Here is a 25,588-nt window from a genome sequence, read left to right on the forward strand (position 1 = left end):
TACACGAAACCACCCCTGTCTTCCTGCCCCCGGAGCGCCGTGCTACGCGCGCGCTATGCGACGGGCTTCGGAGCGACGAGGTGCCGGCGGCGCGGGGGGCGGCGGGAGCGCCGGTTGCGGGGCGCGCGGCGCCTCCGCGGCGCTCGGGCTCGCGATCCTCGCGCTCTCGGCGTGCAGCGAGGGCGAAGGCGGGTATGCCGGGACGACCGCGCGCGTCGGCAAGGACACAGAGACGATCTACATCAACAACGGCAGCGAGCCCGAGTACCTGGATCCAGGAAAATCCAACGACTCGGCGAGCTCCACGCTGGTGCAGCAGATGTTCGAGGGGCTGACGACCTACGGCGCCGGCGACCTCCGCCCGGTGCAGGGGGTCGCGACCCACTGGGAGCAGAGCGACGACAACCGGCTCTTCCGGTTCCACCTGCGGCCGGAGGCGCGCTGGTCCGACGGCAAGCCGGTCACGGCGCACGACTTCGAGTACGCGTGGAAGCGGGTGCTGCGCCCCTCCACGGCGTCGCTCGCCGCGACGAACCTCTACGTCCTCAAGAACGGCGAGCTGTTCAGCCTCGGCAAGCTCAAGGCGCTGCGCGAGGCCGCGCCGCTCCGCGCGGCCCCCCGGCCCGACGCGCCATCCGCGCTCGATCTGCCGAAGGGGGCGTTCGTCGTGGTGCTGGCGCGCTCGCCGATCCAGGTGGACACGGCGATCGCGCCCCTCGCGGCGCTGCCGGAGGGATCCGCCGCCGTGACGTTCGCGAAGGGCGACGGGAAGGGCGGCGCAAGCGATCGGCTCTCGTTCGGCGCGGCAGGAGGCGGCGCGACAGGGGGCGACGCGGCGCCGCTCGGCTCGGCGCCCGGCGGCGGCTGGCAGGGCGCCGTCGTCGACATCGTCCGCGTGGGCCCGCCGTGCAAATGCAACGGCGCCGCCGACCGGTGGTTCGAGATCGAGCGGGGCGGCGCGCGCGGCTTCCTCCCGGGCTGCGCGCTCGTCCCCCCCGCGGGCAACGCCGGCAACCCGGGCAAGGAGAGCGCGGGCGCCGCGCCCCGGTCGGAGGCGTACGCCGTCGTCACGCCGCACACGAGCCTCCCCACGTACGACGCCGCGGCGCCGCCCTCCGGCAGCGCCGCCCAGGGCGAGCCCCCCGTGGGCTTCGTGCCCGACGCGCTCCTCGTGGAGGACGACGGCGCTGTCGGCGTCCGGGCAAGGGACGACCATACGCTCGACGTGCAGCTGGAACAGCCCACGCCCTACTTCACCGATCTCACGAGCTACGTGACGCTCTTCCCCGTGCGCAAGGACGTGATCGAGGCGTTCGAGAAGCGCGGCGAGCCCGAGCTCTGGTTCCGCCCCGAGAACATCGTGGTCAACGGCCCTTACACGCTCGATGAGTGGAAGTTCCGTTACGAGATCACGATGAAGCGGAATCCGATGTACTGGAACCACGACAAGCTGAAGATCCACCGCGTCGTGTGGCTGGAGGTCGAGCTCTACAATGCCACGATGAACATCTACAAGGCGGGGGATCTCGACTACCTGGGCGACAACACCTCGCTCCCCGCCGAGCACATGGACTGGCTGTCGACCAAGCGGGATTTCCAGCGGTACCCGTACCTCTCCATCTACTGGTTCGAGTTCAACACGAAGAAGCCGCCGGTCGACGACGCCCGCGTCCGCTGGGCGCTCAACCTCGCGGTCGACAAGCGGCAGATCGTCGAGAAGGTCACGCGGGCGGGGCAGACGCCGGCCACGCACTACGTCCCGGACTACACCGGATCGGGCTACGACGAGGCGGTCGCCGAGGACAGGAAGCTCGGGGTCGATCCGTTCTCGTCGCCGGAGGTCGCGTTCAACCCGGAGCGCGCCCGCGCGATGCTCGCCGAGGCAGGGTACGAGGTCGTCCGGGAGGGCGACGGGTACCGGGCGAAGAACTTCCCGGCGCTCGAGCTCCTCTACAACACGAGCGAGGGCCACAAGCAGATCGCGGTCGCGGTCCAGGACATGTGGAAGCGCCACCTCGGCGTCTCGGTCACGCTGCGGAACGAGGAGTGGAAGGTGATGCTCAAGAACGTGCGCGACGGTCACTACCAGGTCGTGCGGTTCGGCTGGATCGGCGAGTACAACCACCCGGCGACGTGGCTCGGCACGCTGCTCTCGTACAGCCCGCAGAACCGGACCGGATGGGCCGACCAGGAGTTCGATGATCTGATGCGCGCCGCCGCGGCGACGGCCGATCCGAAGGAGAGCATCCGGGCGTTCCGCAAGGCGGAGAAGCGGGCCCTCGACCGCATGCCCAAGCTGCCGCTCTACTTCTACACGAAGTCGACGCTGGTGAAGCCGTGGGTCAAGGGGTTCAAGGGCAACTCGCGCGGCGTGCAGCTCGTGAAGTGGCTGTGGAACGACCCGAGCTGGCGCGACAACCCGTCGAACGAGACCGCGTTTCCGGAGCTCGAGTTCCCGGCGCCGGGGCGGCTAGGCGTGCCCTGACGCGCCCTGACGGCACCGCTGGGCCGGCCGGCCGGCCGCGCCGTGAGGTCCCCGTTGACGCGCCGGCCTGTGGCGTGGCCTCATCGACGAGAGCGCGGCACAGACCCTCTCGGGAGAACGACATGAGCAAGACGATCCTGGTCACCGGAGGCGCGGGCTACATCGGCTCGCACACCTGTGTGGAGCTCCTCCACGCGGGCTACCGGGTGGTGATCCTCGACAACCTCTGCAACAGCCGCAAGGCGGCGGTGGAGCGGGTGGAGCGGATCGCCGGGAAGCAGGTGACGTTCATCCAGGGCGACATCCGCGACGCGGCGCTCCTGGATCGGCTGCTCGCCGAGCAACCGATCGACGCGACCATCCACTTCGCGGGGCTGAAGGCCGTCGGCGAGTCGGTCGAGAAGCCGCTCTCGTACTACGAGAACAACGTCGCGGGGACCGTGTGCCTGCTCAAGGCGCTCGACGCGCGGGGCGCGCGGAAGCTGGTGTTCAGCTCGTCCGCCACCGTGTACGGCGATCCCGAGCGCGTGCCGCTCGACGAGGGGAGCCGGCTCGGGCCGACCAACCCCTACGGGCAGTCCAAGTTCATGGTGGAGCAGATCCTGCGCGACGTGGCGGCCACCGGGGGCTGGTCGCTCGGGTCGCTGCGCTACTTCAACCCCGTGGGCGCCCACGAGAGCGGGCTCATCGGGGAGGATCCGAACGGGATCCCGAACAACCTGACGCCGTTCATCACGCAGGTCCTGGTGGGGCGGCGCGACAAGCTCCGGGTGTTCGGGGGCGACTGGCCGACGCCGGACGGCACCGGCGTGCGCGACTACATTCACGTGGTCGACCTCGCGCTCGGGCACCTCGCCGCGCTGAACCGCATCTTCACCGTCGGCGACAGCTTCACCGTCAACCTCGGCACCGGGCGGGGACACTCGGTGCTGGAGATGGTGGCCGCGTTCGAGAAGGTCAGCGGGAGGCGCGTCGCCCACGAGATCGTGGCGCGCCGCCCCGGGGACGTCGCCTCGGTGTACGCGGATCCCACGCGCGCGGTCGAGCTCCTCGGCTGGCGCGCGGAGCGCGATCTCGAGACCATGTGCCGCGACAGCTGGCGCTGGCAAGAGCAGAACCCGAAGGGGTTCGCCGATTAGGGCCGCGGATCTGAGGCGCGATAGCGCGCTCCTGCTCGCGGCCCTCTCGTGCCCGCTCGCGGCCTGCGCGAGCGAGACCGAGGGTTACGTCGGGACGACGTCGCGCGTCGGCAAGGACGTCACGACCTTCTACGTCAACAACGGCGACGAGCCGGAGTACCTCGATCCCGGCAAGGCCGTGGACTCCGTGAGCATCACGCTGCTCCACCAGATGTTCGAGGGGCTGACCAGCTACGCGCCCGGCGATCTCCACGCGGCGCAGGGGGTCGCGGCGCGCTGGGACCGGAGCGACGACAACCGGTTCTTCCGGTTCCACCTGCGGCCGGAGGCGCGCTGGTCGGACGGCAAGCCGGTGACGGCGCACGACTTCGAGTACGCGTGGAAGCGCGTGCTGCGCCCGTCGACGGCCTCGCTCGCCGCGACGAACCTGCACGTCCTCAAGAACGGCGAGCTCTTCAACCTGGGCAAGCTCAAGGCGCTGCGCGAGGGCGCGACGCTGCGCCGCGCGCCTCGTCCCGACGCGCCGCCCGCGCTCGAGCTGCCCAAGGGGGCGTTCGTGGTCGTGCTCGGCCAGTCGCCCGCCCGGGTGACGTCGGCGGTGGCGCCCCTGCCGGCGCCGCCCACCGGGGTGACCTCGGTGACGTACGCCGAGCCCGACGAGGCGACCGGCGCCGGCGAGCGGCTCTCGTTCGACGCGGCCGGCGCGACCCCGCCGCCCGCGCCGCGCGACGCCACCCCAGGCGGCGGGTGGCGGGGCGCCGAGGTCGCGCTCCTCGCGGCCGGGCCGCCGGTCGCCTGCAATGGCGCGGCCGATCGCTGGTTCGAGATCGAGGGGCCAGCGGGCCGCGGCTTCCTCCCGGGCTGCCTGCTCGCGCCCGTGGAGGGCGCCGCGTACGCGCTGGTCGCGCCTCACGCGAGCCTCCCGACGTACGACCCCGCCGCGGCGGGCGCTCGCGCCGCGCCGCCTTCCGGCTCCGGAGGGGCGACCGGGTTCGTCGCCACGTCTTCGCTCGCGGAGGACGACACCGCCGTGGGCGTGCGGGCCCGCGACGACCTGACCCTCGACGTCGAGCTCGAGCAGCCGACGCCGTACTTCACCGATCTCACGAGCTTCGTCACCCTGTTCCCGGTGCGCCGCGACGTCGTCGAGCCGTTCGAGGCGCGCGGCGAGCCGGAGCTCTGGTTTCGCCCCGAGAACCTGGTGGTCAACGGGCCGTATCGGCTCGACGAGTGGAAGTTCCGGTACGAGATCACGATGAACCGGAACCCGGCGTACTGGGGCCACGACGCGCTCAGGATCCACCGGATCGTCTGGATGGAGATCGCCCAGTACAACGCCACCCTGCAGCTCTACAAGGCGGGGGACATCGATTACCTGGGAGACAACTGCGAGCTCCCGTACGACCACCGCGGCTGGCTGTCCGGGAAGAAGGATCTCCGGCGCAGCGAGTTCCTCTCCACGGTGTATTACGAGCTCAACACGAGGAAGCCGCCGGTCGACGATCCGCGCGTCCGGTGGGCGCTGAACCTCGCGATCGACAAGCGGGAGCTCGTCGAGAAGATCACGCGGCTCGGGAAGCCGGCGACCCACTACGTGCCCGACATCACCGGATCCGGCTATGCCGAGCAGGCGGCGGAGGACAGGGCGCGCGGCGTGGATCCGTTCTCGAGCCCCGAGGTCGGCCACGACCCGGCGCGCGCCCGCGCGCTGCTCGCCGAGGCCGGTTACGAGGTCGTCCGCGCGGGAGACGAGCTGCGGGCGAAGGGGTTTCCGCCGCTCGAGATCCTCTACAACACGGGGGAGGGGCACGCGCAGGTCGCCGTGGCCATCCAGGACATGTGGAAGCGCCACCTCGGGGTCTCCGCGACGCTGCGGAGCGAGGAGTGGCGGGTGATGCTCAAGGACCTCCGCGACGGCAACTTCCAGGTGATCCGGCTCGGCTGGCTGGCCGACTACAACCATCCGCAGACGTGGCTCGGGACGTTCCTGTCGCAGAGCCCCCAGAACCGGACCGGCTGGGCAGACGCGGAGTTCGACAAGGCGGTCGGCGAGGCGGCCGCGACGGCCGATCCCAGGGACAGCATCCGGCGCTTCCGCGCGGCCGAGCGGCGGGCGCTCGACGGGATGTGCAGGATACCGCTCTACTTCGAGGAGAAGCCGACCCTGGTGAAGCCGTGGGTGAGGGGGTTCATCCCCAACGCGCGGAACACGCAGCTCATCAAATGGCTCTGGATCGACCCGGACTGGCAGAAGGGGCCGGCCGGGGAGCCGCCGCCCGTGCTGGAGTTGCCGCCGCCGGGGCGGCTCGGGGGGCCATGACGGGCGCGCGCAGCCTCCTCACCGACGCCTCGATCGGCGCGACGCACGTGCTCCTCTGGGGCGCCCGCGCCGCGGTCGAGATCCGCTGTCCAGGCCCCGGCGTGCTGCGCGTGCGGCACGCCCCCTCGTCCGCGGTGACCAGCTTCACTCACCCCGAGCTGCCGCCCAAACACTCCTTCGCCGTGGTGGCAGACGGCGCGCTGCCGCTCTCCGCGCGCCGCGAGGGGGACACGCTCCACGTGAGCGCCGAGGGCGCCTCTCTCGAGGTCTCGCTCGCCTCGGGCACATGGATCTTCAGCGACGCCGCGGGCCGCGCCCTCGCGCGCAGCGAGGCCGTCTCGGGGCAGGTCCGGCCGGCGTTCCCCGTGGACGAGCTCCGCTCCAGGCTCTCGCTCGCGGCGCCGCCGGGCGAGGCCTACCTCGGGTTCGGCGAGAAGGTCGGCCCGCTCGACAAGCGCGGCCTGCGATTCACGTTCTGGAACACCGACGCTTTCCCGCCGCACGTGGAGTCCGACCCGCTCTACGCCTCGATTCCTTTCTTCATCGCCCTCCGCGGCGGGGTGGCCTGGGGCCTCTTCCTCGACGAGCCGTGGCGCTCGGAGGTCGATATCGCCCTCAACGACCCGACCCGGATCGAATGGGAGTCGCGGGGCCCCGAGCTCGACGTCTACCTCCTGGCCGGCCCGCACCCGGCCGACGTCCTCCGGCGCTACGCCGCGCTCACCGGGCGCCCGGCCATGCCGCCCCTCTGGAGCCTCGGGGCGCACCAGTCGCGCTGGGGCTACGAGACCGAGGACGACGTGCGCGGCGTCGTCCGCGGCTACCGATCGCGCGGCCTCCCCCTCGACGTGGTCCACCTCGATATCGATTACATGGATGCTTATCGGGTCTGGACATGGGACCGCTCGCGCTTCCCCGACCCGGCGCGGCTCGCGCGCGAGCTCGCGGCCGAGGGCGTCAAGCTGGTGACGATCGTCGACCCGGGGATCAAGGCCGACGAGGGATATGCCGTCTACGAGGAGGCGAGAGCGCGAGACTACCTCGTCCGGCTGCCTCGCGGCGGCCCCCTCGTGGGAGAGGTCTGGCCCGATCCGGCGGTCTTTCCCGATCTCACGCGCGAGGAGGTGCAGCGCTGGTGGGGTGATCTGCAAAAGCCGTTCGTCGACGCGGGCATCGCCGGCATCTGGAACGACATGAACGAGCCGGCGTGCTTCTCCGTCCGCCCCGACAGGGGCCTGCCGGCGCCGAGCGGCGGGCGCGCCGCGGGCCTCGGCGCCATCGAGGGCAGCACGCTCCCCGACGACGCGCGCCACGGCGCCCGTCGCCACCTCGAGGTCCACAACGTCTATGGACTCGGCATGTCGCGGGCCGCCCACGAGGGCCTCGCGCGCCAGGCGCCGGAGCGGCGCCCCTTCGTGCTGACGCGCGCCGCCTTCGCCGGCATCCAGCGCTACGCCGCGGTGTGGACGGGCGACTTCGCCAGCAACTTCACGCACCTGGAAGCGTCCATCCCGATGCTGATCGGCCTCGGCCTCTCGGGCGTGCCGTTCGTGGGCGCGGACATCCCGGGCTTCACGGGGCGCGCGAACGGCGAGCTGCTCGTGCGCTGGATGCAAGCGGGGCTGTTCTATCCGCTGATGCGCAACCACGCGGCGAGGGGCAGGCCGGCGCAGGAGCCCTGGCGCTTCGGCGAGCCGTACCTCGGCCTCGCGCGCGCGGCGCTCGAGCGGCGCTACCGGCTCCTGCCGACCCTGTACACGCTCATGCACGAGGCGGCGGAGACGGGGCTGCCGGTCCTGCGGCCGCTGTCCTTCGCGGCGCCGGACGATCCCGAGGCGCTCCACGCCTTCGATCAGCTCCTGTTCGGCGGCGATCTGCTCGTGGCGCCGGTGGTGCGGCCAGGGCAGTCGAAGCGGCTGGTGTACCTGCCCGCCGGCGCATGGATGGACTTCGCGAACCTGGAGCGCGCGGGGAGCGTGGATCAGGGCGGGCGGCACGTGATCGCCGATGCGCCGCTCGGGGTGGTCCCCGTGTGGCTGCGCGCCGGAGGCGCGGTGGCGCTCACCGCGCCTCGGATGCACACGACGAGCGCGAGCTGGGAGGAGATCACGTGGCACGTCCACGCGGCGGAGCGCGTGAGCGGCCGCCTGGTCGAGGACGAGGGCGACGGCCACGGCGCGTCGCGCGCCACCCGGATCGAGGGCGGCTTCGACGGCGCCATGTTCTCGCTCGAGCGCAGCGCGACGGGCGATCTGCCGCTCGCGCGCGAGGTGGAGACGATCCGCGTCCACGGCGTGCCGGCGCCGCGCTCCGTGGTCGGGGCCAGGTCGCACCGCGCGATCGACGGGGGCGTCGAGATCGAGGTCGCGGCCGACTGGCAGCGGATCGAGCTCAAGGTGTCCTGATCGCGGCGGCGCCGTAAGCACGCTGCTGTTGAAGTGCCTGCATCACCAGCGCTCGCAGCGGCCGTGGCTGCAGAGGTGTGCCTTGGGCAAGCGCTCTCTGCACCCCGCACCGAGCATGGCAGCTCGACGAGTCGCTCGACGGGTTAGATAGTCTATTTTATCCGAGCTTGACCCGAGCACAGGGCCTACCGTTTCCTACGCTCCCGGCGTGGATTGGTGAAGGTGGTAATAAAAATACTTCTTCACGGACGGCTCCTCGCTCCCCTTATAGAACAATGATAAATTGTCGCCGCCTTCCGACAAATCCTCGCCTTCAACGTCGTCGTCGGGGCTGTGGACCCTGTGGGGCCAGGCCTGCGAATGCCCCCTTCTCCACGCGATCCAGGGGCCTGACGCCACAAGTCCACGGCCCTCGGGTCCGCTTCTGGACCCACAGATTTGCCGGAGGACCCTCATTTATTTCCAGGCTACGGCACGCAGGGAGCCCCGCGAGCGTAGCGGTTGTTGCTGCGTTTAGAGAGATGCCACCGCGCAGCATGCCCGTGCCCGCGCGCGGCCGGTCCGCCGATTGCATCGTCTGCTGCGCCTGAACGGGAGATGAAATGATGGGACTGAGGCACCTCGCCACTTCGGCTTTCGTCGTCCTGGCGACACCGACACTCGCCGCTGCCAACGTCGTGCTGCTCGATCAGGGTTGGACCGAGGACGAGCGGCAGATCTACTACCGGACTTCGCAGGGCTCGGCGCTGATGTCGTACGACATCTTCCTGCACCTCGAGGAAGCCGGAAGCGAGCGATCATTCCGTGCCGACCAGAACATGGTGAGGTACGGCCTCGTTCCTCAGCCGGCCGATCGTCGGCGCAACCCGGACGGACTTCCGATCGGATGGACGAGAACGGTGGTCAAGGAAGGCCGGTGGAAAGGCGACTGGGCGGGGATCTCCTGCGCGGCCTGCCACAACGGCCAGCTCGAGTACCGCGGAACGAGCATCCGGATCGACGGCGGCTTCAACCACACGCTCGATCTCTTCGCCTTTCTCGAAGGGCTCGACGACGCCTTACAAGCGGCGAACAAGGACCCGGGGAAGTTCGCCCGTCTCCAGCGGCGCATCCCCGCGAGCAACCTGCGCGAGCGCCTGGCGGCCAACGCCGCCGAGGTCCACGCTATCCGCAGCCGGTACCTCCGCACCTCGACCCGGGTCGGGCCGGGCCGGATGGACGCGCTCAATCTCGTCCACAATCAGGTGGTGGCGAACTCTCTAGGGTATCCCGAGAACTGGATGGCGTTGAACGCTCCGGTGAAGTGGCCCTTTCTCTGGAATGCGCCGCAGTCGGCGTGGATCGGCTGGCGTGGCACCCAGCAATTTCCCCTGTCCCGCAACATCGGCGAGTCGATGGGGCTGTGGGTGAAAGCCAACCTGACGGCGAAAACTCCCGAGGAAGGCCTGTTCGACACGACCGCCGACATGAACGGCCAGATCGCGATGGAGGGTCTCCTGCGGCGTCTCGCGCCGCCACGCTGGCCCGAAGAGGTCCTGGGAAAGATAGACCGCGTGAAAGCGGCGGCCGGAAAGGCGCTCTTCCGGCAGGAATGCGCCCAGTGCCATTCGCAGTGGCCCCATCGGTGGGGCGAGCCGAAGCGGAAGGGCATGCGCTTCATCGAGAACGCATTGATTCCGGCGAAGACCATCGGCACCGACCCGACCCAGGTGCAGAATCTCGCCTACGGCCTGAACCCGACCGTTTTCTCGGGCGCCCTCGCTCCGTTTCTTCCCCCTCCCCACAAAGGGCAGAGCATCGCGCCCGCGCTCGTCGTTCTCGTGACCGCGGTCTCGGGCGTGACCGAAAAAGCCCTCGCGAAGCTCGGCCTGAGCGCTGAGCAGACCGAGAACGTGACCGGCTACCGGAACGAGACCGAGCCGGTGCCGCCGAACGGCCTGTACAAGGCGGCGCCCAGCGAAGGGATGTGGGCAATCGCTCCCTACCTGCACAACGGCTCGGTCCCCAACCTCTACGAGCTCCTCATCCCCGCGAAGGACCGCTCGAAGCGCTTCTACCTCGGGCGCGAGTTCGATCCCGTCAAGGTGGGCGTGGACACGTCGGGAGCCTCCGGCAAGTTTCTCTTCGACACGACGCTGGTCGGCAACTCGAACGCCGGCCACTCGTTCGAGGACGGCCCCGTCGGCGACGGAGTCATCGGAAGGCGGCTCTCGGAAGAGGAACGCTGGGCGATCATCGAGTACCTGAAGATCCTCCCCGAGGAGCCACGCCAGATCGCGCCTTTCGGCGGACCGAAAGACCCGATCGCCGCCTGGAAGGATCCGACTTTTTACCACGTCAAACACCCTGGGGGTTACCAGGCAGGGCCGGCAGGTACCGAATGAAGACGTCGTTCTGGAGGAGTGCCGTGGCGATCGGGTTGTTTCTCTCCTGTCCGGGGTGCGTCACCCGCACGGCCAGCATTCCGTCGCTCGGGATCGCGGAGGAGACGCTCGAGCCGAACGAGGCTGCGCTGATCGACGCGATCAAGGAAGAGACGCTCCGGATCATCCGCAAGCAGTATCCGCCGGGCGTGCGCCCGGTCCGCCGGGACGCCCACCCGAAGACGTTCGCCGTCGTGAAGGCGGAGCTCATCGTGCTCGACGACCTGCCGAAGGAGCTCCGGTACGGCGTGTTCAAGGCGCCCCGCAAGTTCGATGCGCTCGTTCGCTTTTCCGCGGGAGGAACCAACGTGAAGCCGGACACGGAGCCGGAGCCGCGGGGCATGGCCATCAAACTCCTGGGGGTCGAAGGGGAGAAGCTCCTTCCAGCGGAGAAGCACGAGAAGACCCAGGACTTCATCATGATCAACTTCCCGGGATTTGCCGTGAGCAACCTCAAGGACTACCTGGAGCTGTTCCGGGCCGTCGCGGAGGGCCCTGAAGCGCGCGCCGCGTACATGCGAGCGCACCCGGAGATCGACAGGCTGAGTGCGCTCATGGCATCCCAGGTCCTCAACAATCCGCTTCAGTCGCAGTACTGGAGCGAGGTCCCCTACAAGCTCGGACCGGGCGCGATCAAGTTTTCGGCCAAGCCGGTCTCGCGAACCGGCGATCCGAGGCCCGAGAATCCGGGACCGGATTTCCTGCGCGAGGTGCTGCTCGAGCAGCTCAAGCGCGAGGACGTCTATTTCGACTTCATGGTGCAGCAGCAGACCGACCCGGTGAAGATGCCCATCGAAAACTCGACGATTATCTGGAGCGAGGAGCTCTCGTCGTTCCGGCGCGTCGCCATCCTGCGGATCCCGAAGCAGAACCCGGCGGACTTCAAGGACCTCGCGCTCGCCGAACTTCTGTCGTTCACGCCCTGGCATGCGCTGCCGGAGCACCGGCCGCTCGGCTCGATGAACCGCGCCCGGCGGGCGGCCTACGAAGCGGTGTCGAAGCTGCGGCACGAGATGAACGGCCTGCCGCGCTCCGAGCCGACCGAGCTTCCGTGACGGCTTCGGCTACCTTCCGCCGAGCCGTTGCACGTCGTTCTTGATAGGGCTCGCCGCGAGTTCACCGTCCGACCGCGCCGTCCGCTTCGCCGAGATCGTCAAGGGCCTGGAGGTCTCGGTCGGCGAGCCCGTTGCGCGAGAGGACCTCGCGCGTGTCTCGCACACGCCCACGTGATCCCCAGCGGGACCTACCACTTCGACCGCGCTGGCGACCGCGCCGGAGCGCTACCGTAGGTTTTTACACGGCTGCCGCCAGGACCCCGATCAGCGGTGCTTCGTCACCCAGTCGATCGCCAGTTGCACCCGCGTGGAGAGCAGCCGCCGTGACGGGTACACCGCGAAGAGCTGGCGGGGCTCGACCGTGCGCCCCGTGATCGTGAGCTCGACGAGCGCCTCGCCCTGCTGCTCGATCACCTCGCGGGGAGCGCAGACCACGCCGAGCCCCTGCGCGGCGGCGGCGATCGCCACCCGCGGGTCGTTCACGCAAAACTGCGCGCGCGGCCGGACCTCCTCGATGGAGCCGTCCCGCCGGCGAAGGCGCCATGCGGCGCCCGGGTGGCTCAGGACCGCGGGCACGGACCCGAGCGACGCGCGCGCGAGCCGCGAGCGGCCCTCGAGCGCGTCCTGCACGAGGCGCGGCGACGCGGCCAGCGCGTACGGGAGCGACCACATCCGCCGCGCCACGAGGTCGGCGTCCTGAACGGGCCCGGCGCGGAAGGCGAGATCGACGCCCTCCTCGACCAGGGGGACGACCGCGTTCGTGAGCGTGAGCTCCAGCGACAGGCGCGGGTGCCGGGCGGCGAAGGAGAACAGCGCCGGCGCGATCCGCTGCGCGCCCGTCATCACGGGCGCCGTCACCCGGAGCCTGCCCGCGGGCTCGTCCTCCCGATCCGCGCCGCGGCCGAGCTCGGGGAGCCGCGCCGGGTGCGCACCTTCCCGGCCGACGCGACGCAGGAGGCCGAGGTGCGGAGTCTGTTCAACGAGCATCCGCCGGCGCGCCATGTGGTGGTGACGGCGGTGGAGGGCCATTACCAGCCGATTCGCGCGCTGGACATCGCCGCGGCGCGGCGCGTGATCGACTCGAAGCTCGTGGCAGCCCTCCACGTCGCCAAGCACGCGCGGATCGAGCCGGGCGGCTCGCTCACGTTCACGGCGGGGATCGCGGCGGAGCGGCCGGGGCCCAGCGGGGCGGTCGTGGCCGCGGTGAACGGGGCGCTCATGGCGCTCGCGCGCGCCCTGGCCGTGGAGCTCGCGCCGGTGCGCGTGAACGCGCTGTCGCCGGGCTGGGTCGACACGCCGGTCTGGGACTCGCTCGCGGGCGGCGCCAAGCAGGAGCGCTTCGCGCAGCACGCGCGCCGCCTCCCGGTCGGGCGCGTCGGCGCGCCCGCGGACATCGCCCACGCCGCGCTCTTCCTCATGGGGAACGGGTTCACCACGGGCGAGGTGCTGCGCGTCGACGGGGGACACCGCCTCGTCTGAGTGCCTGAGCCCGCCCAGGGAGGTGGCCGGATTCGATAGGTGCGGAACGCGAAACCAGGGACGGCAAGCGAGGGAAGCAAGAAAACCGCGGGAAGCGAGGGAGGCGCGCCGCAGCCGCCGCCTGGCCCATCGAACAAGGCATGTTCCCCGAGCTTGCCGGCACACTTGCGGCAACGCTTGCCGCACCACTTCACCGCGCGATCGCCATGAGACGCGGTTGACAAAAGTCGCGAAATATGGTTGTGCTACTGCTCTCTAGGAGTGCACCATGTACCCTCGTTCTTTCTTTCTTCTGACCTTCGCAGCGGTAGCCCTGGCGTGCTCTTCGACGCCCGACGAGAGCAGCGGCCCGACCTCCGGGTCCGGCGGCAGCAGCGGGACGCCCGCGAGCAGCAGCGGGACGCCGACGAGCGGCGTTAGCAGCTCGACCGGCGACGATTTCGGGACCATCACGGGGGGCAACGCGAGCGCCGGCGCAGGCGGCGCAGGCGGCAGCGATTGCAAGAGCGTCCTCGATGTCACCTATCGCGACTTCAAGGAGACGCACCCCGACTTCGAGATGGCCAACTTCAGGGGCGACGTCGTCCGTCGCCAGCTCATCAAGCCGACGCTCGACGGCGACCTGAAGCCGCAGTTCCTCGATTCCGTGGGCTGCTTCGCGGACATGGAGACACCGCTCGGCTGCAGGGACGGGGTCGGCAATCAGAAGACCATCACGAGCGAGGACAGCTTCAACCAGTGGTACCGGGACGCGGCGGGCGTGAACATGACGTTCACCAAGGAGCTCGCGCTCCAGGAGTCGCCGCCCGGATCGGGGCAGTACGTGTTCGACAGCGCGGATTTCTTCCCGCTGGCGCCGGAGGAGGGGTTCGGGATCACCCCGCCCAACAACGGCAAGAGACAGAACTTCCTCTTCACCACCGAGATTCACCTGATGTTCGGCTACGTCGCCGGTCAGACGTTCACCTTCCGGGGCGACGACGACATCTGGATCTTCATCAACGGCAAGCTCGCGCTCGATCTCGGCAGCATGCACGGGCCGGAGACGGGGGTCATCGACTTCGATGCCCAGGCCCAGGATCTCGGCATCTTCCCGGGCAACAGCTACGCAATGGACATCTTCCACGCGGAGCGGCACACCGACGGGTCGAACTTCCGCATCGAGACCAACATCTCCTGCTTCGTGCCCGTCGACGTCCCCCTGTGAGGCATCCGGGCTCGCCCCGCGCCCTGTCGCAGGCCTGAGCCCGGCGTCCGACCGCGGGACACACGCCGCGAGAGTGCAGGCGTTCAGGGTCGCGTGCGGGGCAGCCCGGATTCAGACGTCGAGCGCGATGTTGTTGGGGTTGGCGGCGTCGATCTTGACCGGCACGACGAGGCCCGGCTGCACGCGGGGGATCGCCATCTGATGGATGACCGCGAGGATGGCCGCGCGGTAGGGCGGCGCGTTCGGGCGATACACCTCGAGGTCGACCCGGCACTGCGGCTGGTAGTTGATCATCGTGCCGGTGGGCTGGACGACGAGCACGCGGGCCTGCGCGGGCAGGCCCGTCATGCGGAGGTTGGCCGCCGCCGTCTGGGCCTGGATCATCTCGTTCGCGCCCGCGAGCATCTTGTTCGCGTTCTTCATCATGGGCAGAAAGACGGTGACGAACACCACGGCCATGACGCCCAGCACGACGAGGGTGATCACGATTCCTAAGAGGGGACCGGCGATCGACATGGGAGCCTCCACACGACTGCGTTGAGGGGCCGGCGGTCGGCGGAGCGTAGGGGAGGACCCCGAGCTGCGCGTCGCACCGGCGAGGGAGCGACCGATGCCACGGGGCTCCTCCGCGATCACCAGGGGAGCACGAAAGGGCGCCAGCGACAATCCCGCGGAGCGCGCCGCCCTCGCCGTGGCCGCGGGAGATGTGCGGCGATCGAAAAGGAGGCCAGGGCCACCGAAAGCCCGGCCAATGACGCGCTCCTCGGGCGGTGCCAGGCTCCTCTCCCATGATCGATGACAAGAGGATTGACCGATGACGAACAGCGCTGAACCACTCAACTTCAGCGACGAAGCGCACTGGACCGCCGTGGCAGCCAGCTACGAGCGCTGGGCCGAGCCGTTGACGGCGGGCTTCGCGCGCGCGGCGCTGTCGCTGGCGGGCGGGCTCGGGCAGGGCGAGCGCCTGCTCGACGTCGCCGCAGGGACGGGCGCCCTGGCGCTGGCCGCGGCCGAGGCAGGCGCGCGCGTGCTCGCGACCGACATCGCGCGCGGCATGGCGGCGCGCCTGCGCGAGCGACTGCAGCCCTTCGCCGGGAGCGAGGCGCGGGTGATGGACGGGCAGGCGCTGGACGTGGAGGACGCGACCTTCGATGTGAGCTGCTCCGTGTTCGGCGTCATGATGTTCCCCGACTGGCGCCGCGGCATGGCCGAGCTCGTCCGCGCGACCCGGCCCGGGGGCCGGGTCATCGTGGCGACCTGGTCGAGCCCGGAGGGGGCAGGCCCGGGGCCGCTCTTCCTGCAGGCCTATCGCCGCACCTTCCCGGAGGCGCCGATCCATCCGCCGCCCCAGGGCATGACGGCGCTGTGCTCGCTGGAGGGCCTGAAGGCCGAGATGCTCGGGGCCGGGTGCGGCGAGGTCGCCGTGCACGCGGTCGACGGCGCATGGGGCGGATCTTCGGTGGACCGCGTCATGACGGATCTCGACGAGATCCTGCCCGTCATGCACCTCTACGCCGCGCTGGACGGCGACGGGCGCGCTCGGCTACGCGGACCGCTGCGCGCCGCCATCGAGTCCTTCGCCGAGCCAGGCGGGGCCGTGCGTGTCCCGGTGACGGCGAACATCGCGATCGGCCGCAAACCCCGCTGACCAAGGAATACAGCGCGGCCCGTCCCGTCGGGTCGCGCTGCGTTCCTTCTCGGCGCGACGCCGGATGGACCGCGCTGCTGTCCATGGAGAAGGGACCACATCCCCGGCGCCGAGCCCGGCGCGGTCACCGGAGGAGCTTCACGACGACCATCGATTCCCTATCTTCGGGGCTCGAGATCGGTCCGGCGCCAAAATCGATCGTGCCCTTGAACTTCCCGATGGCGACCAGCGCTCCGTTGGGGCCGAGGGCGATCCGGGACAGGCTTCCGTACTCGGACGGTTCGAACGCGACGTTGCAGAAGTCATCGCCGCGCGGGTCGAGCCCGGCGACGAAGGTGCCCACGAATTTGGTGGGCATCGTACCGCAACCGAGGTCCGTTCCCTCGAGGAAGGTGCCGGTGAGCCAGGTGTTGCCGGCGGCGTCGGTGGCGAGCGCTTGCGCTCTCGCGGAGGTCCTCGCGAACATCGCGGAGCCGCCGGCGGAGAGCCTGGCGAGGGGCACGCTGTTCCCGTCGCCCGTCAGCGTGGTGTCGCCGACCGAGAACGTCGTGAAGAAGGAGCCGAGCGTGACCACGCCGCCTGCCCCATCCACGACCGTGGCGATGTGATCGTCACTATCGACGCCGCCGAGCCTCTGGCTCCATCGGTGCTCGCCGTCTGGATCGAGCGAGGCGACGAAGACGTCGGCCGACCCGCTGTGCCCCGGGGCCGCTGCGACGTGGAGCGGGCCGCCGCCGAAGTCGATGGAGTCATGGAAGCTCCCCCCGACGGCGATATTCCCCGCCGCGTCAAGGGCGAGGGTCTCGGCGGTCGCGCCTCCCGGCCCGCCGAAGCTCCTGCTCCAGACGTGGCCGCCCGACGCATCGAGCCTGGCGACGAAGGCGGTTGGCACTGTCACGCTGGGCAAGGGCTCGCCGCCGAAATCCACGTCTCGCGCATAGTCACCGGCGATGACGACGCCGCCCGCCGGATGGAAGCCGACGCTGCGGACCGCGACCGACTCCTCTCCGAAGTGCTTGCTCCAGAGGTGCTGTCCTGAAGCGTCGAGCAGGACGACGAAGCCGCTCGGGTCCCACCCATTCGCCAGGGGACCGCCGCCGAAATCCGTCGTTCCACCGAACCGGCCCGCGACGGCGATATTCCCCGCCGCGTCGGCCGCGATGGCCAACCCGGCCTGGGTCTCGATCACGGAGGAGAGATCGCCGAACCGCTGGCTCCAGAGGTGGTTGCCGAGCGGATCGAGCTTGAGGACGAACGCGTCGAGGTTGCCCGTGCTCACGAGAGGACCGCCCCCGAAGTCGACGGCGCCATCGAAGGCTCCCGTCACGAGGATGTTACCGTCACCGTCGACGGCGAGGGCATAGGGCTCAACGTTATCGAACTGGCGGGCGAAATCGAGCGCCAGGCAACCCGCCTCGCACACGGGAGCGCTGCCGCCGGCGCCGGCGCCGGCGCTGCTGCTGGCGCTGATGCTGCTGCTCGCGCTGATGCTGCTGTTGCTGCTGCCAGCACCGCCTTCCCCCGTCTCCGGGCCGCTCCCAGACGTCGCTTCCCCATCGTCCACGCTGACGCTGCCGCTGCATCCGAGCGTGGCCAGCACAGCCGCCAGAGAAAGATTCCTCAAGTAAAGCGCGCTTCTGTTCATCCCTGCCTCCCTCGCCGCGACGATATCATCGTTCAAGGCGGAGCACGGATGAGGCGCTCGGAAAGCCGGAACTCGACGCCGGTGCGCGCGAGGGACGCGCTTGTACCGCGAGCGTGACGAGCGGCGGCGCAGCGCGGCGGTGGGCCGCGCGGCCCGGGGTGGGACCGGGCCGCGGGCCGCCGGGATCAGCCGGTCACGTTGTCCCACGCGACGGCGGTCGGCCCGAGGAGCGAGCGCCCGCCGGTCGCGATGACCTCTCGGTACCAGGAGAACGAGTCCTTCGGGATCCGTCGCTGCGTCGCGTAATCGACGTAGACCAGCCCGAAGCGATCCTTGTAGCCCTCGGCCCACTCGAAGTTGTCGAGGAGCGACCAGGCCCAGTACCCGACGACCGGGACGCCCTCCTGGACCGCCCGCGCCAGGCCGAGCAGGTACCGGTGCATGACGTCGATGCGCTTCGGGTCGTGCACCTTGCCGTCGAGGAAGACCTGGTCCCGCGTCGCCAGGCCGTGCTCGGTGATCCCGATGGGCAGCTTGTACCGCTCCCAGAAGTACCTCGATCCCCAGTAGAGCGTGCTGGGGACGATCTGCAGCCAGTCGAGCGTCCCGCGCGGGTAGCCCGGCGGGGAGGCGACGCGCTCCGGCCTGCCGTCCTTGCCCTGCCGCCACGTGCCCGCCGAGTACATGTTGAGCCCGAGGTAGTCGATCGGCCGCTTGATCTGGTCGAAGTCGCTGGCGGGGAACTCGGGCATGTCGTCGCCGAAGAGCCGGAGGCCGCTCTCCGGATACCGCCCCTCGAGCACCGGACAGATCCACCAGGCGTTGTTCCAGGGGTTCTTGTCATAGACCGAGAAGATCGCCTCGCGCGCCGCCTCGATGTCCGCCGGATCCTCGGTCGCCGGGCGCTGCACCTGGGTGGCGAGCACGTAGCCGATCTTCGCCGCCGTGGCCGCGGCGCGCAGGGCGTCCACCTGCTTGCCGTGCGCCCGCATCTGGTTGTGGGCGGCGGTCAGGTACTCCCGGTAGGGGAGCTTGAGCCCGGGGGCGAAGACCCCGTTGAGGAGCGCGTTGCCGATGAACGCCTGCGGCTCGTTCTGCGTCACCCACCAGGGCACGCGATCGCCGAGCCGCCGGGCGACGACGGTCGTGTAGTCCGCGAACCAGTCGGCGACGTCGCGCTGGAGGAACCCGCCGCGATCCTGGAGCGCCTGGGGGAAGTCCCAGTGGAAGAGCGTGCACATGGGCACGATGCCGGCGCGGAGGAGCTCGTCGACGAGGCGATCGTAGAAGTCGAGCCCCTTCGGGTTGACCTTGCCCGTGCCGTCCGGGAGGACCCGCGTCCACGAGACGCTGAAGCGATAGCTCTTGACCCCGAGCTCGGCGAGCAGCCCGACATCTTCCTTGTAACGGTGGTAGTGGTCGCAGGCGACGTCTCCGGTGTGCCCTTCGAAGACCTTCCCAGGGGTCTTCGAGAAGACGTCCCACACGGAGGGCGTCCGGCCATCCTCGCTGGCGGCGCCTTCGATCTGGTAGGCCGCGGTGGCCGTGCCCCACAGGAAGTCCGCGGGAAACGGCGCGGCCGTCGCGTTTGCTCGGCCTGCGCCGGCCGAGGCGGCGGTCACAGGCGGGGGCGCGGAGGAAGGCGAGGCGGACGAGGCGTTGCTCGCGGAGAGCGACTCGGAAGGATGGAGAGCCATGGAGGCATCATCCACGGCGTGCGCGGGACAGCAATGGGTTCGATGCGCGTCGATGCGGGTCGATGATCGCGCCGGTCGCTTGACGGCCCAGCGCGGCTCGACAACATGGGCGGCATGCTCGCGATCCGACCGAAAGCCGCAGGCGGCCCCGAGGTGATGACGCTGGAGGAGCTCCCCACGCCCACGCCGGGCCCGGGGGAAGCCGTGGTCCGCGTCGAGGCCGCCGGCGTGAACTTCATCGACATCTACCAGCGGAGCGGCCAGTACAAGCTCGAGCCGCCCATCCCGCTCGGCCTCGAGGGCGCGGGGCGCGTCGAGGCGGTGGGGCCGTCCGTCACCGAGGTGAGGGAAGGGGACGAGGTCGCGTGGACCGGCGGCCCCGGCTCGTACGCGACGCACGTCCGGATCCCGGCCGCGAAGCTCGTCCCCGTGCCCGCGGGCGTCGGCGCGAAGCGCGCCGCGGCCGCGATGCTCCAGGGCATCACGGCGCAGTACCTCGTGCGCGCCACGTTCCCGCTCGGCCCCGGCCACACGTGCCTCATCCACGCGGCCGCGGGCGGGGTCGGCCTGCTCCTGTGCCAGATGGCGAAGCGGCTCGGCGCGCGCGTGATCGGCACCGTCTCGACCGAGGAGAAGGCGCGCCTCGCGCGAGGCGCCGGCGCCGACGAGGTGATCCTGTACACGAAGGCCGATTTCGAGGCGGAGGCGCGCCGGCTCACGGGCGGCGCTGGCGTCCACGTCGTCTACGACGGCGTCGGGAGCGACACGTTCGTGAAGGGCCTGGGCGCGCTCCGCCTGCGCGGCACGATGGTGCTCTTCGGCCAGTCGAGCGGGCCGGTGCCGTCGTTCGACCCGCAGATCCTGAACCAGAAGGGGTCGCTCTACCTCACGCGGCCGAGCCTCGGCCACTACACCGCGACGCGCGAGGAGCTGCTCGAGCGCGCCACCGACGTGCTCGGCGCGATCGCGCGCGGCGAGCTCACGATCTCGATCGGCGCCACGTACCCCCTCGCCGAGGCGGCGGAGGCGCACCGCGCGCTCGCCGGGCGGGCGACGACGGGGAAGGTGCTGCTCATCCCGTAACGGACGGAATCGTCGCGCGGAGGCGCGATTCGAGGCGCGGAGGAGCTGGGAAGTTCGGCCCCGCTGCGGGAGCTCCTTGTCTCTCTGGTTCTCTCAGGCGTGCAGACGTGCGCTGTACGCGAGCAGCCTCCGGCCAATCCGGCCGTTGACCGTGTCGTCTTCGGGCCGGTACGCTCCCGGCGCGGAGGTGCTCATTCCATGGCCGAACGTCCCACGCTTGCTCCCGAGAAGATCTCGGACACGGTGAAGTCGCAGATCGCCGGATTTCATCGGTCCATCGTCGACGAGGTCGCGGCGGCGGTGAGCCGCGACCGGGTGGTCCTCGTCGGGATGGCCCAGAATCCCTTCGTGAAGAAGGCACGCCAGCTGCTCGACGGAGAGGGCGTGAAATATACCTACCTGGAGTACGGGAGTTACCTCTCCAGGTGGAAGGAGCGGCTCGCCATCAAGCTCTGGGCCGGCTTTCCGACGTTCCCCATGGTGTTCGTCGGCGGGGTCCTCGAAGGCGGCTACGCGGAGCTCGTGAAGCTCCGCGATCAGGGCAAGCTCAAGGGCTAGCCGTGAACATGCGCGCATGAACGCCGGGCACAGCGCGCAGGCCGCCTCGGCCGCGGCGCTTCGCGCAGCGCGACGTGCCGCGCGAAACGCCGCGGTCGACCGGCGGTTCCGTGATATGCGGGAGGTCGCGGCGCGCCCTCGCGGCGGTCGCCGCGCTGAAGACGGCAGCACGGAGGCACCTCGTGACATCGCTCGGGATCCACGGAAGGCGGCGGGATGACCAGGCGAACGGCGCGGCCCGGCGGCCGGGAGGCGGCGCGCCGTGAGCTCCTACGCCATCAAGCGGCTGCTCTCCATCATCCCCACGCTCTTCCTCGTCGCCACCCTGGTGTTCGTGCTGGTGCGCATCGTGCCGGGCGGCCCGTTCGACCAGGAGCGGGCGGTGCCCGTCGAGGTCCAGCGGCAGCTCGACGCCAAGTACCACCTGAACGATCCGGTGCTGAAGCAGTATGGCGACTGGCTCCTTGCGCTCGTCACCCGAGGCGACCTGGGCCCGACGTTCAAGTACCCGAACCGCACCGTCAACGAGATCATCGCGCTCAGCCTGCCCGTGTCGATGCAGCTCGGGTGCTGGGCGATGCTCTTCGCCCTCGCGACGGGCATCCCGCTCGGCATCATCGGCGCGATCCGCCAGAACACCTGGAAGGACACGGCGGCCATGGGGGTCGCCATGGTCGGCCTCAGCGTGCCGCGGTACGTGCTCGCCCCGCTGCTCATGCTCGTCTTCTCGCTCAAGCTCTACTGGTTCCCGGTGGCGCGCTGGGAGACGTGGCGGCACATGGTGCTGCCGGTCATCTGCGCCGGGCTCCCGGTCGCGGCCTACATCGCCCGGCTGACGCGCGGCGGGATGCTCGAGGTGATCCGCTCTGATTTCATCCGCACCGCCCGCGCCAAGGGGCTCTCCGAGCGCAAGGTCGTCCTGAAGCACGCGCTCCGGGGCGGGCTGCTCCCGGTCGTGAGCTTCCTCGGCCCCGGCTTCAGCGGCCTGCTCGTCGGCTCCCTCGTCGTCGAGAAGATCTTCAACATCCCCGGCATGGGCCGTTACTTCGTCGAGGCGGCCACGAACCGCGACTACAACCTCGTGATGGGGGTCATGCTCGTCTACGGCTTCCTGCTCATGCTCTTCAACGCGATCGTCGACGTGGCGTACGCCTTCATCGACCCGCGGGTGGAGCTGCGCTGACCATGCTCCACGCCGCCCTCCCGCAGCCCGCCGCCCCCGGCGATCCGCCCGCCGCCCCTGGCGGCGCGGGCGGCGCGGGCGGCGCGGCACCAAGCCCGGCCGGCCCGCTGCGGCTCGACGCGCTGGAGCAGGGATCGAGCCTCGGCCGCGACGCGTGGCGGCGGCTCCGAAAGAACCGCGCCGCGGTCGCCTGCGGCGTCGTGCTCATCGCGATGATCCTCGCCTGCATCCTCGTCCCGGAGCTGTCGAGCTACCGGTACGACAAGGCGGATCTCAAGCTCGGCGCGCAGCCCCCGTCGCTCGCCCACTGGATGGGCACCGACTACTTCGGCCGCGATCTGATGGCCCGCGTCTTCTTCGGCGGGCGCATCTCGTTCGCCGTCGGCATCGTCGCGACGCTGGTGAGCTTCGTCATCGGCGTGAGCTGGGGCGGGGTAGCCGGCTACTTCGGCGGCAAGGTCGACGCGATCATGATGCGCATCGTGGACGTTCTCTACACGTTCCCGTTCCTCATCCTCGTCATCCTGCTGATGGTCTTCTTCGCGAACGACCAGACGGTCCTCTACCGCGCCTGGAAGGTCGCGCTCGGCCTCTTCGTCAAGGAGCCGTCGGACCCGAGCTACTTCCCCATCTTCCAGATCGTCGTCGTCTTCGCGGCCCTCGGCGGCATCTCCTGGCTCACCATGGCCCGCATCGTCCGCGGCCAGGTCATCGCGCTGCGCGGCCAGCCGTTCATCGAGTCGGCGCGCTCGATCGGCGTCGGGCACGCCGCGCTGATCTTCCGGCACCTCGTGCCGAACGCGGTGGGCCCGATCATCGTCTACACGACGCTCACCATCCCCGAGGTGATGATGACCGAGGCGTTCCTGAGCTTCCTCGGCCTCGGCACGCAGGAGCCGCTGTCGAGCTGGGGCCTGCTCGCGTCCACCGGCGCCGACGCGATGGACCTCTTCCCCTGGCAGCTCGTCTTCCCGGCGCTGATGCTCGCGCTCACGCTGATCTGCTTTAACTTCCTCGGCGACGGGCTCCGCGACGCCCTGGATCCTCGCATCCGAAAGGACTGAAGGGCGCCGCGCTCCATCTCCGGGACGCGCGCGCCCGCACGGACCATGCTGCTCGAGGTCAAGAACCTGAAGACCCACTTCTTCACCGAGGAGGGAGTGGTCCGCGCGGTCGATGGCATCTCCTTCAGCCTCGATCGCGGGGAGGTCCTCGGCATCGTCGGCGAGTCCGGCTCGGGCAAGAGCGTGACGAGCCTCTCCCTCCTGCGGCTCATCCCCGACCCGCCTGGCAGGATCGTCGACGGCCAGATCCTTCTCGAGTCCGAGGGCGGCGTCGTCGAGGACCTCGTGGAGGCGAGCGAGGCGCGGATGGAGCGCGTCCGCGGCGACCGGATCGCGATGATCTTCCAGGATCCGATGACGTCGCTGAACCCTTACCTTCGGGTGAGCGAGCAGCTCATCGAGGTGCTGGAGCTCCACCGCCGGATGGGCCGCGCCGAGGCGCGCCGGCGAAGCGTCGAGATGCTGCAGGCGGTCGGGATCCCCGCGGCGGCATCGCGGATCGACGACTACCCGCACCAGCTCTCGGGCGGGATGCGGCAGCGCGTGATGATCGCGATGGCGCTCCTGTGCGACCCCGATCTGCTGATCGCCGACGAGCCGACGACGGCGCTCGACGTCACGATCCAGGCGCAGATCCTGGACCTGATCGGGGAGCGGAAGGAGGCGCTCGGCGCGGCCGTCCTCCTCATCACGCACGACCTCGGCGTCGTGGCGAAGATGGCCGATCGCGTCGCGGTCATGTACGCCGGGCGCATCGTCGAGGAGGGCCCGGTCGGCGCCATCTTCCACGCCGCCCGGCACCCGTACACCATCGGCCTGTCGCGCTCGATCCCGCGGCTCGACGACGCGCGCGGCGGGGACCTGGTGCCCATCCCCGGAATGCCGCCCTCGCTCGCGCGCCTGCCGCCGGGCTGCCCGTTCCACCCGCGCTGCGCGCACGCGATCGCGGCGTGCCGGGAGGAGGCGCCGCCGCCGCGCGTCGTCTCGGGCGAGGGCAACAGGAAGGCGCTGCACGTCGTGCGGTGCCACGTCGAGGACGTCGCAGGACGAGCGCCATGACCACCGCCGTAACCCCCCCGCCGCTGCTCTCGGTGCGCGATCTCAAGGTCCATTTCCCGGTGCGCCGCGGCCTGCTCCAGCGGCAGGTCGGCACGGTGCGCGCGGTCGACGGCGTCTCGTTCGACGTCGACCGCGGCGCGACGCTGGGCCTCGTCGGCGAGTCCGGATGCGGCAAGTCGACGACGGGCCGGGGCATCCTCCGCCTCGTCCCGCCCACGTCGGGGAGCGTGAAGATCGACGGCCGGGAGATCCTGACGCTCGAGCCGCGCGCGCTGCGGAAGGCGCGCCGCGAGATGCAGATGATCTTCCAGGACCCGTACGCGAGCCTGAACCCGCGCATGACGGTCCACGATCTCATCGCCGAGCCGCTCTCCACCCACGGCCTCGTCTCGTCGCGCGACGAGGCGCTGCGCGAGGTGGCGCGCCTCATGGAGCTCGTCGGGCTCTCGCCCTCGTACATGCGGCGCTATCCGCACGAGTTCTCCGGCGGCCAGCGGCAGAGGATCGGCATCGCCCGCGCGCTCGCCCTGAAGCCGAAGCTCGTGATCGCGGACGAGCCGGTCAGCGCGCTCGACGTGAGCATCCAGGCCCAGATCGTCAACCTGCTCGCGTCGCTCCAGCGCGAGCTCTCGCTCACGTACGTGTTCGTCGCGCACGACCTCGCCGTGGTCCGCCACCTGTCAAGCGAGATCGCGGTGATGTACCTCGGCCGGATCGTGGAGCGCGCTCGCCCGGACGAGCTCTTCCGTTCACCGCAACATCCGTACACGCAGGCGCTGCTGTCGGCGATCCCGATCCCGGATCCCGACGTGGAGCGCACGCGCCGCCGCCTGCCCCTCGTCGGCGAAGTGCCGAGTCCGCTGAACCCGCCGTCAGGGTGCCATTTTCACACACGCTGTCCCTATACGATGGACCGGTGCAGCGCCGAGGCCCCTCCGCTGGAGGAGCGTCGCCCTGGGCACTGGGCCGCCTGCCATCTCACCGAGTTGCCCACCGCACCTACGCATCCGTGATGTGATCCGGCGGCGCGCAATACCCCACATCGGCTGAGCTCGTTGTCCAGACATGACGTGGAATGTCCGATGACAGGATTTTCCTGACCTCTGCGTGCAGTAGCGGGGTTAGGATCCCTGGACCG

The 25,588-nt window shown here is 70.2% G+C and carries 20 protein-coding genes; 15 read left to right on the forward strand and 5 right to left on the reverse strand.

Translation table 11 applies throughout. The features are described from left to right. The first annotated feature begins 55 nt into the window (after positions 1 to 55). The 6 genes from WMF12_RS18345 (at position 56) to WMF12_RS18370 (ending at position 11,827) form a co-directional block, all read left to right on the forward strand. Positions 56 to 2,485: a peptide ABC transporter substrate-binding protein gene (locus tag WMF12_RS18345; RefSeq protein WP_437872850.1), complete on the forward strand. Its 2,430-nt coding sequence runs from the start codon at positions 56 to 58 to the stop codon at positions 2,483 to 2,485. Positions 2,486 to 2,607: 122 nt separating this feature from the next. Next, positions 2,608 to 3,624 carry a UDP-glucose 4-epimerase GalE gene (galE, locus tag WMF12_RS18350; RefSeq protein WP_437872851.1) on the forward strand — a complete coding sequence of 339 codons (1,017 nt, stop codon included), beginning with the start codon at positions 2,608 to 2,610 and terminating at the stop codon, positions 3,622 to 3,624. Between the two features lie 178 nt (positions 3,625 to 3,802). After that, positions 3,803 to 5,944 (forward strand): peptide ABC transporter substrate-binding protein, encoded by a 2,142-nt coding sequence (locus tag WMF12_RS18355; RefSeq protein WP_437872852.1) that lies wholly within the window; start codon positions 3,803 to 3,805, stop codon positions 5,942 to 5,944. Next, on the forward strand, positions 5,941 to 8,349 hold the full coding sequence (locus WMF12_RS18360) for a glycoside hydrolase family 31 protein (protein WP_437872853.1): 2,409 nt from the start codon (positions 5,941 to 5,943) through the stop codon (positions 8,347 to 8,349). The genes WMF12_RS18355 and WMF12_RS18360 overlap by 4 nt, the downstream gene beginning before the upstream one ends. Positions 8,350 to 8,951: 602 nt before the next feature. Next, positions 8,952 to 10,733 carry a di-heme-cytochrome C peroxidase gene (locus WMF12_RS18365; RefSeq protein WP_437872854.1) on the forward strand — a complete coding sequence of 594 codons (1,782 nt, stop codon included), beginning with the start codon at positions 8,952 to 8,954 and terminating at the stop codon, positions 10,731 to 10,733. A 23-nt stretch (positions 10,734 to 10,756) separates the two neighbouring features. After that, a complete protein-coding gene (locus tag WMF12_RS18370) occupies positions 10,757 to 11,827 on the forward strand; it encodes a catalase family protein (protein ID WP_437872855.1) in 1,071 nt (356 codons plus the stop codon). 264 nt (positions 11,828 to 12,091) lie between these two features. Here WMF12_RS18370 and WMF12_RS18375 read toward each other — a convergent pair whose 3' ends face one another. Then, a complete protein-coding gene (locus WMF12_RS18375) occupies positions 12,092 to 12,814 on the reverse strand; it encodes a substrate binding domain-containing protein (protein ID WP_437872856.1) in 723 nt (240 codons plus the stop codon). On the opposite strand from WMF12_RS18375, the gene WMF12_RS18380 reads away from it, so the two are divergent. Continuing rightward, entirely contained in the window at positions 12,752 to 13,306 is a 555-nt protein-coding gene (locus tag WMF12_RS18380; protein ID WP_437872857.1) for an SDR family oxidoreductase, read from the forward strand. The genes WMF12_RS18375 and WMF12_RS18380 overlap by 63 nt on opposite strands. A 255-nt stretch (positions 13,307 to 13,561) precedes the next feature. Here WMF12_RS18380 and WMF12_RS18385 read toward each other — a convergent pair whose 3' ends face one another. Further along, on the reverse strand, positions 13,562 to 13,828 hold the full coding sequence (locus WMF12_RS18385) for a hypothetical protein (protein WP_437872859.1): 267 nt from the start codon (positions 13,826 to 13,828) through the stop codon (positions 13,562 to 13,564). A gap of 37 nt (positions 13,829 to 13,865) precedes the next feature. Between WMF12_RS18385 and WMF12_RS18390 the strand changes: the two genes are divergently transcribed. Further along, on the forward strand, positions 13,866 to 14,513 hold the full coding sequence (locus WMF12_RS18390; RefSeq protein ID WP_437872860.1) for a fibro-slime domain-containing protein: 648 nt from the start codon (positions 13,866 to 13,868) through the stop codon (positions 14,511 to 14,513). A gap of 111 nt (positions 14,514 to 14,624) precedes the next feature. Here WMF12_RS18390 and WMF12_RS18395 read toward each other — a convergent pair whose 3' ends face one another. Next, the gene (locus WMF12_RS18395; RefSeq protein WP_437553661.1) at positions 14,625 to 15,029 is read right to left on the reverse strand and encodes a hypothetical protein; all 405 of its coding nucleotides are present in this window, start codon (positions 15,027 to 15,029) and stop codon (positions 14,625 to 14,627) included. Positions 15,030 to 15,327: 298 nt separating this feature from the next. Here WMF12_RS18395 and WMF12_RS18400 point away from each other — a divergent pair, with 298 nt between their 5' ends. Next, on the forward strand, positions 15,328 to 16,161 hold the full coding sequence (locus WMF12_RS18400) for a class I SAM-dependent methyltransferase (RefSeq protein ID WP_437872861.1): 834 nt from the start codon (positions 15,328 to 15,330) through the stop codon (positions 16,159 to 16,161). Positions 16,162 to 16,285: 124 nt separating this feature from the next. On the opposite strand, the gene WMF12_RS18405 is transcribed toward WMF12_RS18400, so the two are convergent. Then, a complete protein-coding gene (locus tag WMF12_RS18405) occupies positions 16,286 to 17,785 on the reverse strand; it encodes a hypothetical protein (RefSeq protein WP_437872862.1) in 1,500 nt (499 codons plus the stop codon). 206 nt (positions 17,786 to 17,991) lie between these two features. Beyond that, entirely contained in the window at positions 17,992 to 19,503 is a 1,512-nt protein-coding gene (locus WMF12_RS18410; protein ID WP_437872865.1) for a GH1 family beta-glucosidase, read from the reverse strand. Positions 19,504 to 19,617: 114 nt separating this feature from the next. On the opposite strand from WMF12_RS18410, the gene WMF12_RS18415 reads away from it, so the two are divergent. The 6 genes from WMF12_RS18415 to WMF12_RS18440 all read left to right on the forward strand — a co-directional run bounded on the left by WMF12_RS18415 (position 19,618) and on the right by WMF12_RS18440 (position 25,463). Then, positions 19,618 to 20,586, forward strand: a complete 969-nt coding sequence (locus WMF12_RS18415; protein ID WP_437872866.1) for a quinone oxidoreductase family protein — start codon at positions 19,618 to 19,620, stop codon at positions 20,584 to 20,586. A 198-nt stretch (positions 20,587 to 20,784) separates the two neighbouring features. Further along, positions 20,785 to 21,144 carry a glutaredoxin gene (locus WMF12_RS18420; RefSeq protein ID WP_437746957.1) on the forward strand — a complete coding sequence of 120 codons (360 nt, stop codon included), beginning with the start codon at positions 20,785 to 20,787 and terminating at the stop codon, positions 21,142 to 21,144. Between the two features lie 262 nt (positions 21,145 to 21,406). Next, a complete protein-coding gene (locus WMF12_RS18425) occupies positions 21,407 to 22,327 on the forward strand; it encodes an ABC transporter permease (protein WP_012236088.1) in 921 nt (306 codons plus the stop codon). Between the two features lie 2 nt (positions 22,328 to 22,329). Then, entirely contained in the window at positions 22,330 to 23,391 is a 1,062-nt protein-coding gene (locus WMF12_RS18430; protein WP_437872868.1) for an ABC transporter permease, read from the forward strand. A 45-nt stretch (positions 23,392 to 23,436) separates the two neighbouring features. Beyond that, positions 23,437 to 24,450, forward strand: coding sequence for an ABC transporter ATP-binding protein (locus WMF12_RS18435; RefSeq protein WP_437872870.1), 1,014 nt, complete (start codon positions 23,437 to 23,439; stop codon positions 24,448 to 24,450). Next, the gene (locus WMF12_RS18440; protein ID WP_437872871.1) at positions 24,447 to 25,463 is read left to right on the forward strand and encodes an ABC transporter ATP-binding protein; all 1,017 of its coding nucleotides are present in this window, start codon (positions 24,447 to 24,449) and stop codon (positions 25,461 to 25,463) included. The genes WMF12_RS18435 and WMF12_RS18440 overlap by 4 nt, the downstream gene beginning before the upstream one ends. Positions 25,464 to 25,588 lie beyond the last annotated feature (125 nt).

Origin of the sequence: Sorangium sp. So ce363 (assembly GCF_051520435.1) — a bacterium.
In the GTDB taxonomy this organism is placed as follows: Bacteria; Myxococcota_A; Polyangia; order Polyangiales; family Polyangiaceae; genus Sorangium; species Sorangium cellulosum_B.

Excerpts from the sequence above, each read along its gene's own strand:
- WMF12_RS18345 (WP_437872850.1), top strand. The coding sequence starts at position 56 with ATGCGACGGGCTTCGGAGCGACGAGGTGCCGGCGGCGCGGGGGGCGGC.
- galE (WP_437872851.1), top strand. The coding sequence starts at position 2,608 with ATGAGCAAGACGATCCTGGTCACCGGAGGCGCGGGCTACATCGGCTCG.
- WMF12_RS18360 (WP_437872853.1), top strand. The coding sequence starts at position 5,941 with ATGACGGGCGCGCGCAGCCTCCTCACCGACGCCTCGATCGGCGCGACG.
- WMF12_RS18365 (WP_437872854.1), top strand. The coding sequence starts at position 8,952 with ATGATGGGACTGAGGCACCTCGCCACTTCGGCTTTCGTCGTCCTGGCG.
- WMF12_RS18375 (WP_437872856.1), bottom strand. The coding sequence starts at position 12,814 with ATGCTCGTTGAACAGACTCCGCACCTCGGCCTCCTGCGTCGCGTCGGC.
- WMF12_RS18390 (WP_437872860.1), top strand. The coding sequence starts at position 13,866 with ATGGCCAACTTCAGGGGCGACGTCGTCCGTCGCCAGCTCATCAAGCCG.
- WMF12_RS18395 (WP_437553661.1), bottom strand. The coding sequence starts at position 15,029 with ATGTCGATCGCCGGTCCCCTCTTAGGAATCGTGATCACCCTCGTCGTG.
- WMF12_RS18400 (WP_437872861.1), top strand. The coding sequence starts at position 15,328 with ATGACGAACAGCGCTGAACCACTCAACTTCAGCGACGAAGCGCACTGG.
- WMF12_RS18410 (WP_437872865.1), bottom strand. The coding sequence starts at position 19,503 with ATGGCTCTCCATCCTTCCGAGTCGCTCTCCGCGAGCAACGCCTCGTCC.
- WMF12_RS18415 (WP_437872866.1), top strand. The coding sequence starts at position 19,618 with ATGCTCGCGATCCGACCGAAAGCCGCAGGCGGCCCCGAGGTGATGACG.
- WMF12_RS18420 (WP_437746957.1), top strand. The coding sequence starts at position 20,785 with ATGGCCGAACGTCCCACGCTTGCTCCCGAGAAGATCTCGGACACGGTG.
- WMF12_RS18430 (WP_437872868.1), top strand. The coding sequence starts at position 22,330 with ATGCTCCACGCCGCCCTCCCGCAGCCCGCCGCCCCCGGCGATCCGCCC.
- WMF12_RS18435 (WP_437872870.1), top strand. The coding sequence starts at position 23,437 with ATGCTGCTCGAGGTCAAGAACCTGAAGACCCACTTCTTCACCGAGGAG.
- WMF12_RS18440 (WP_437872871.1), top strand. The coding sequence starts at position 24,447 with ATGACCACCGCCGTAACCCCCCCGCCGCTGCTCTCGGTGCGCGATCTC.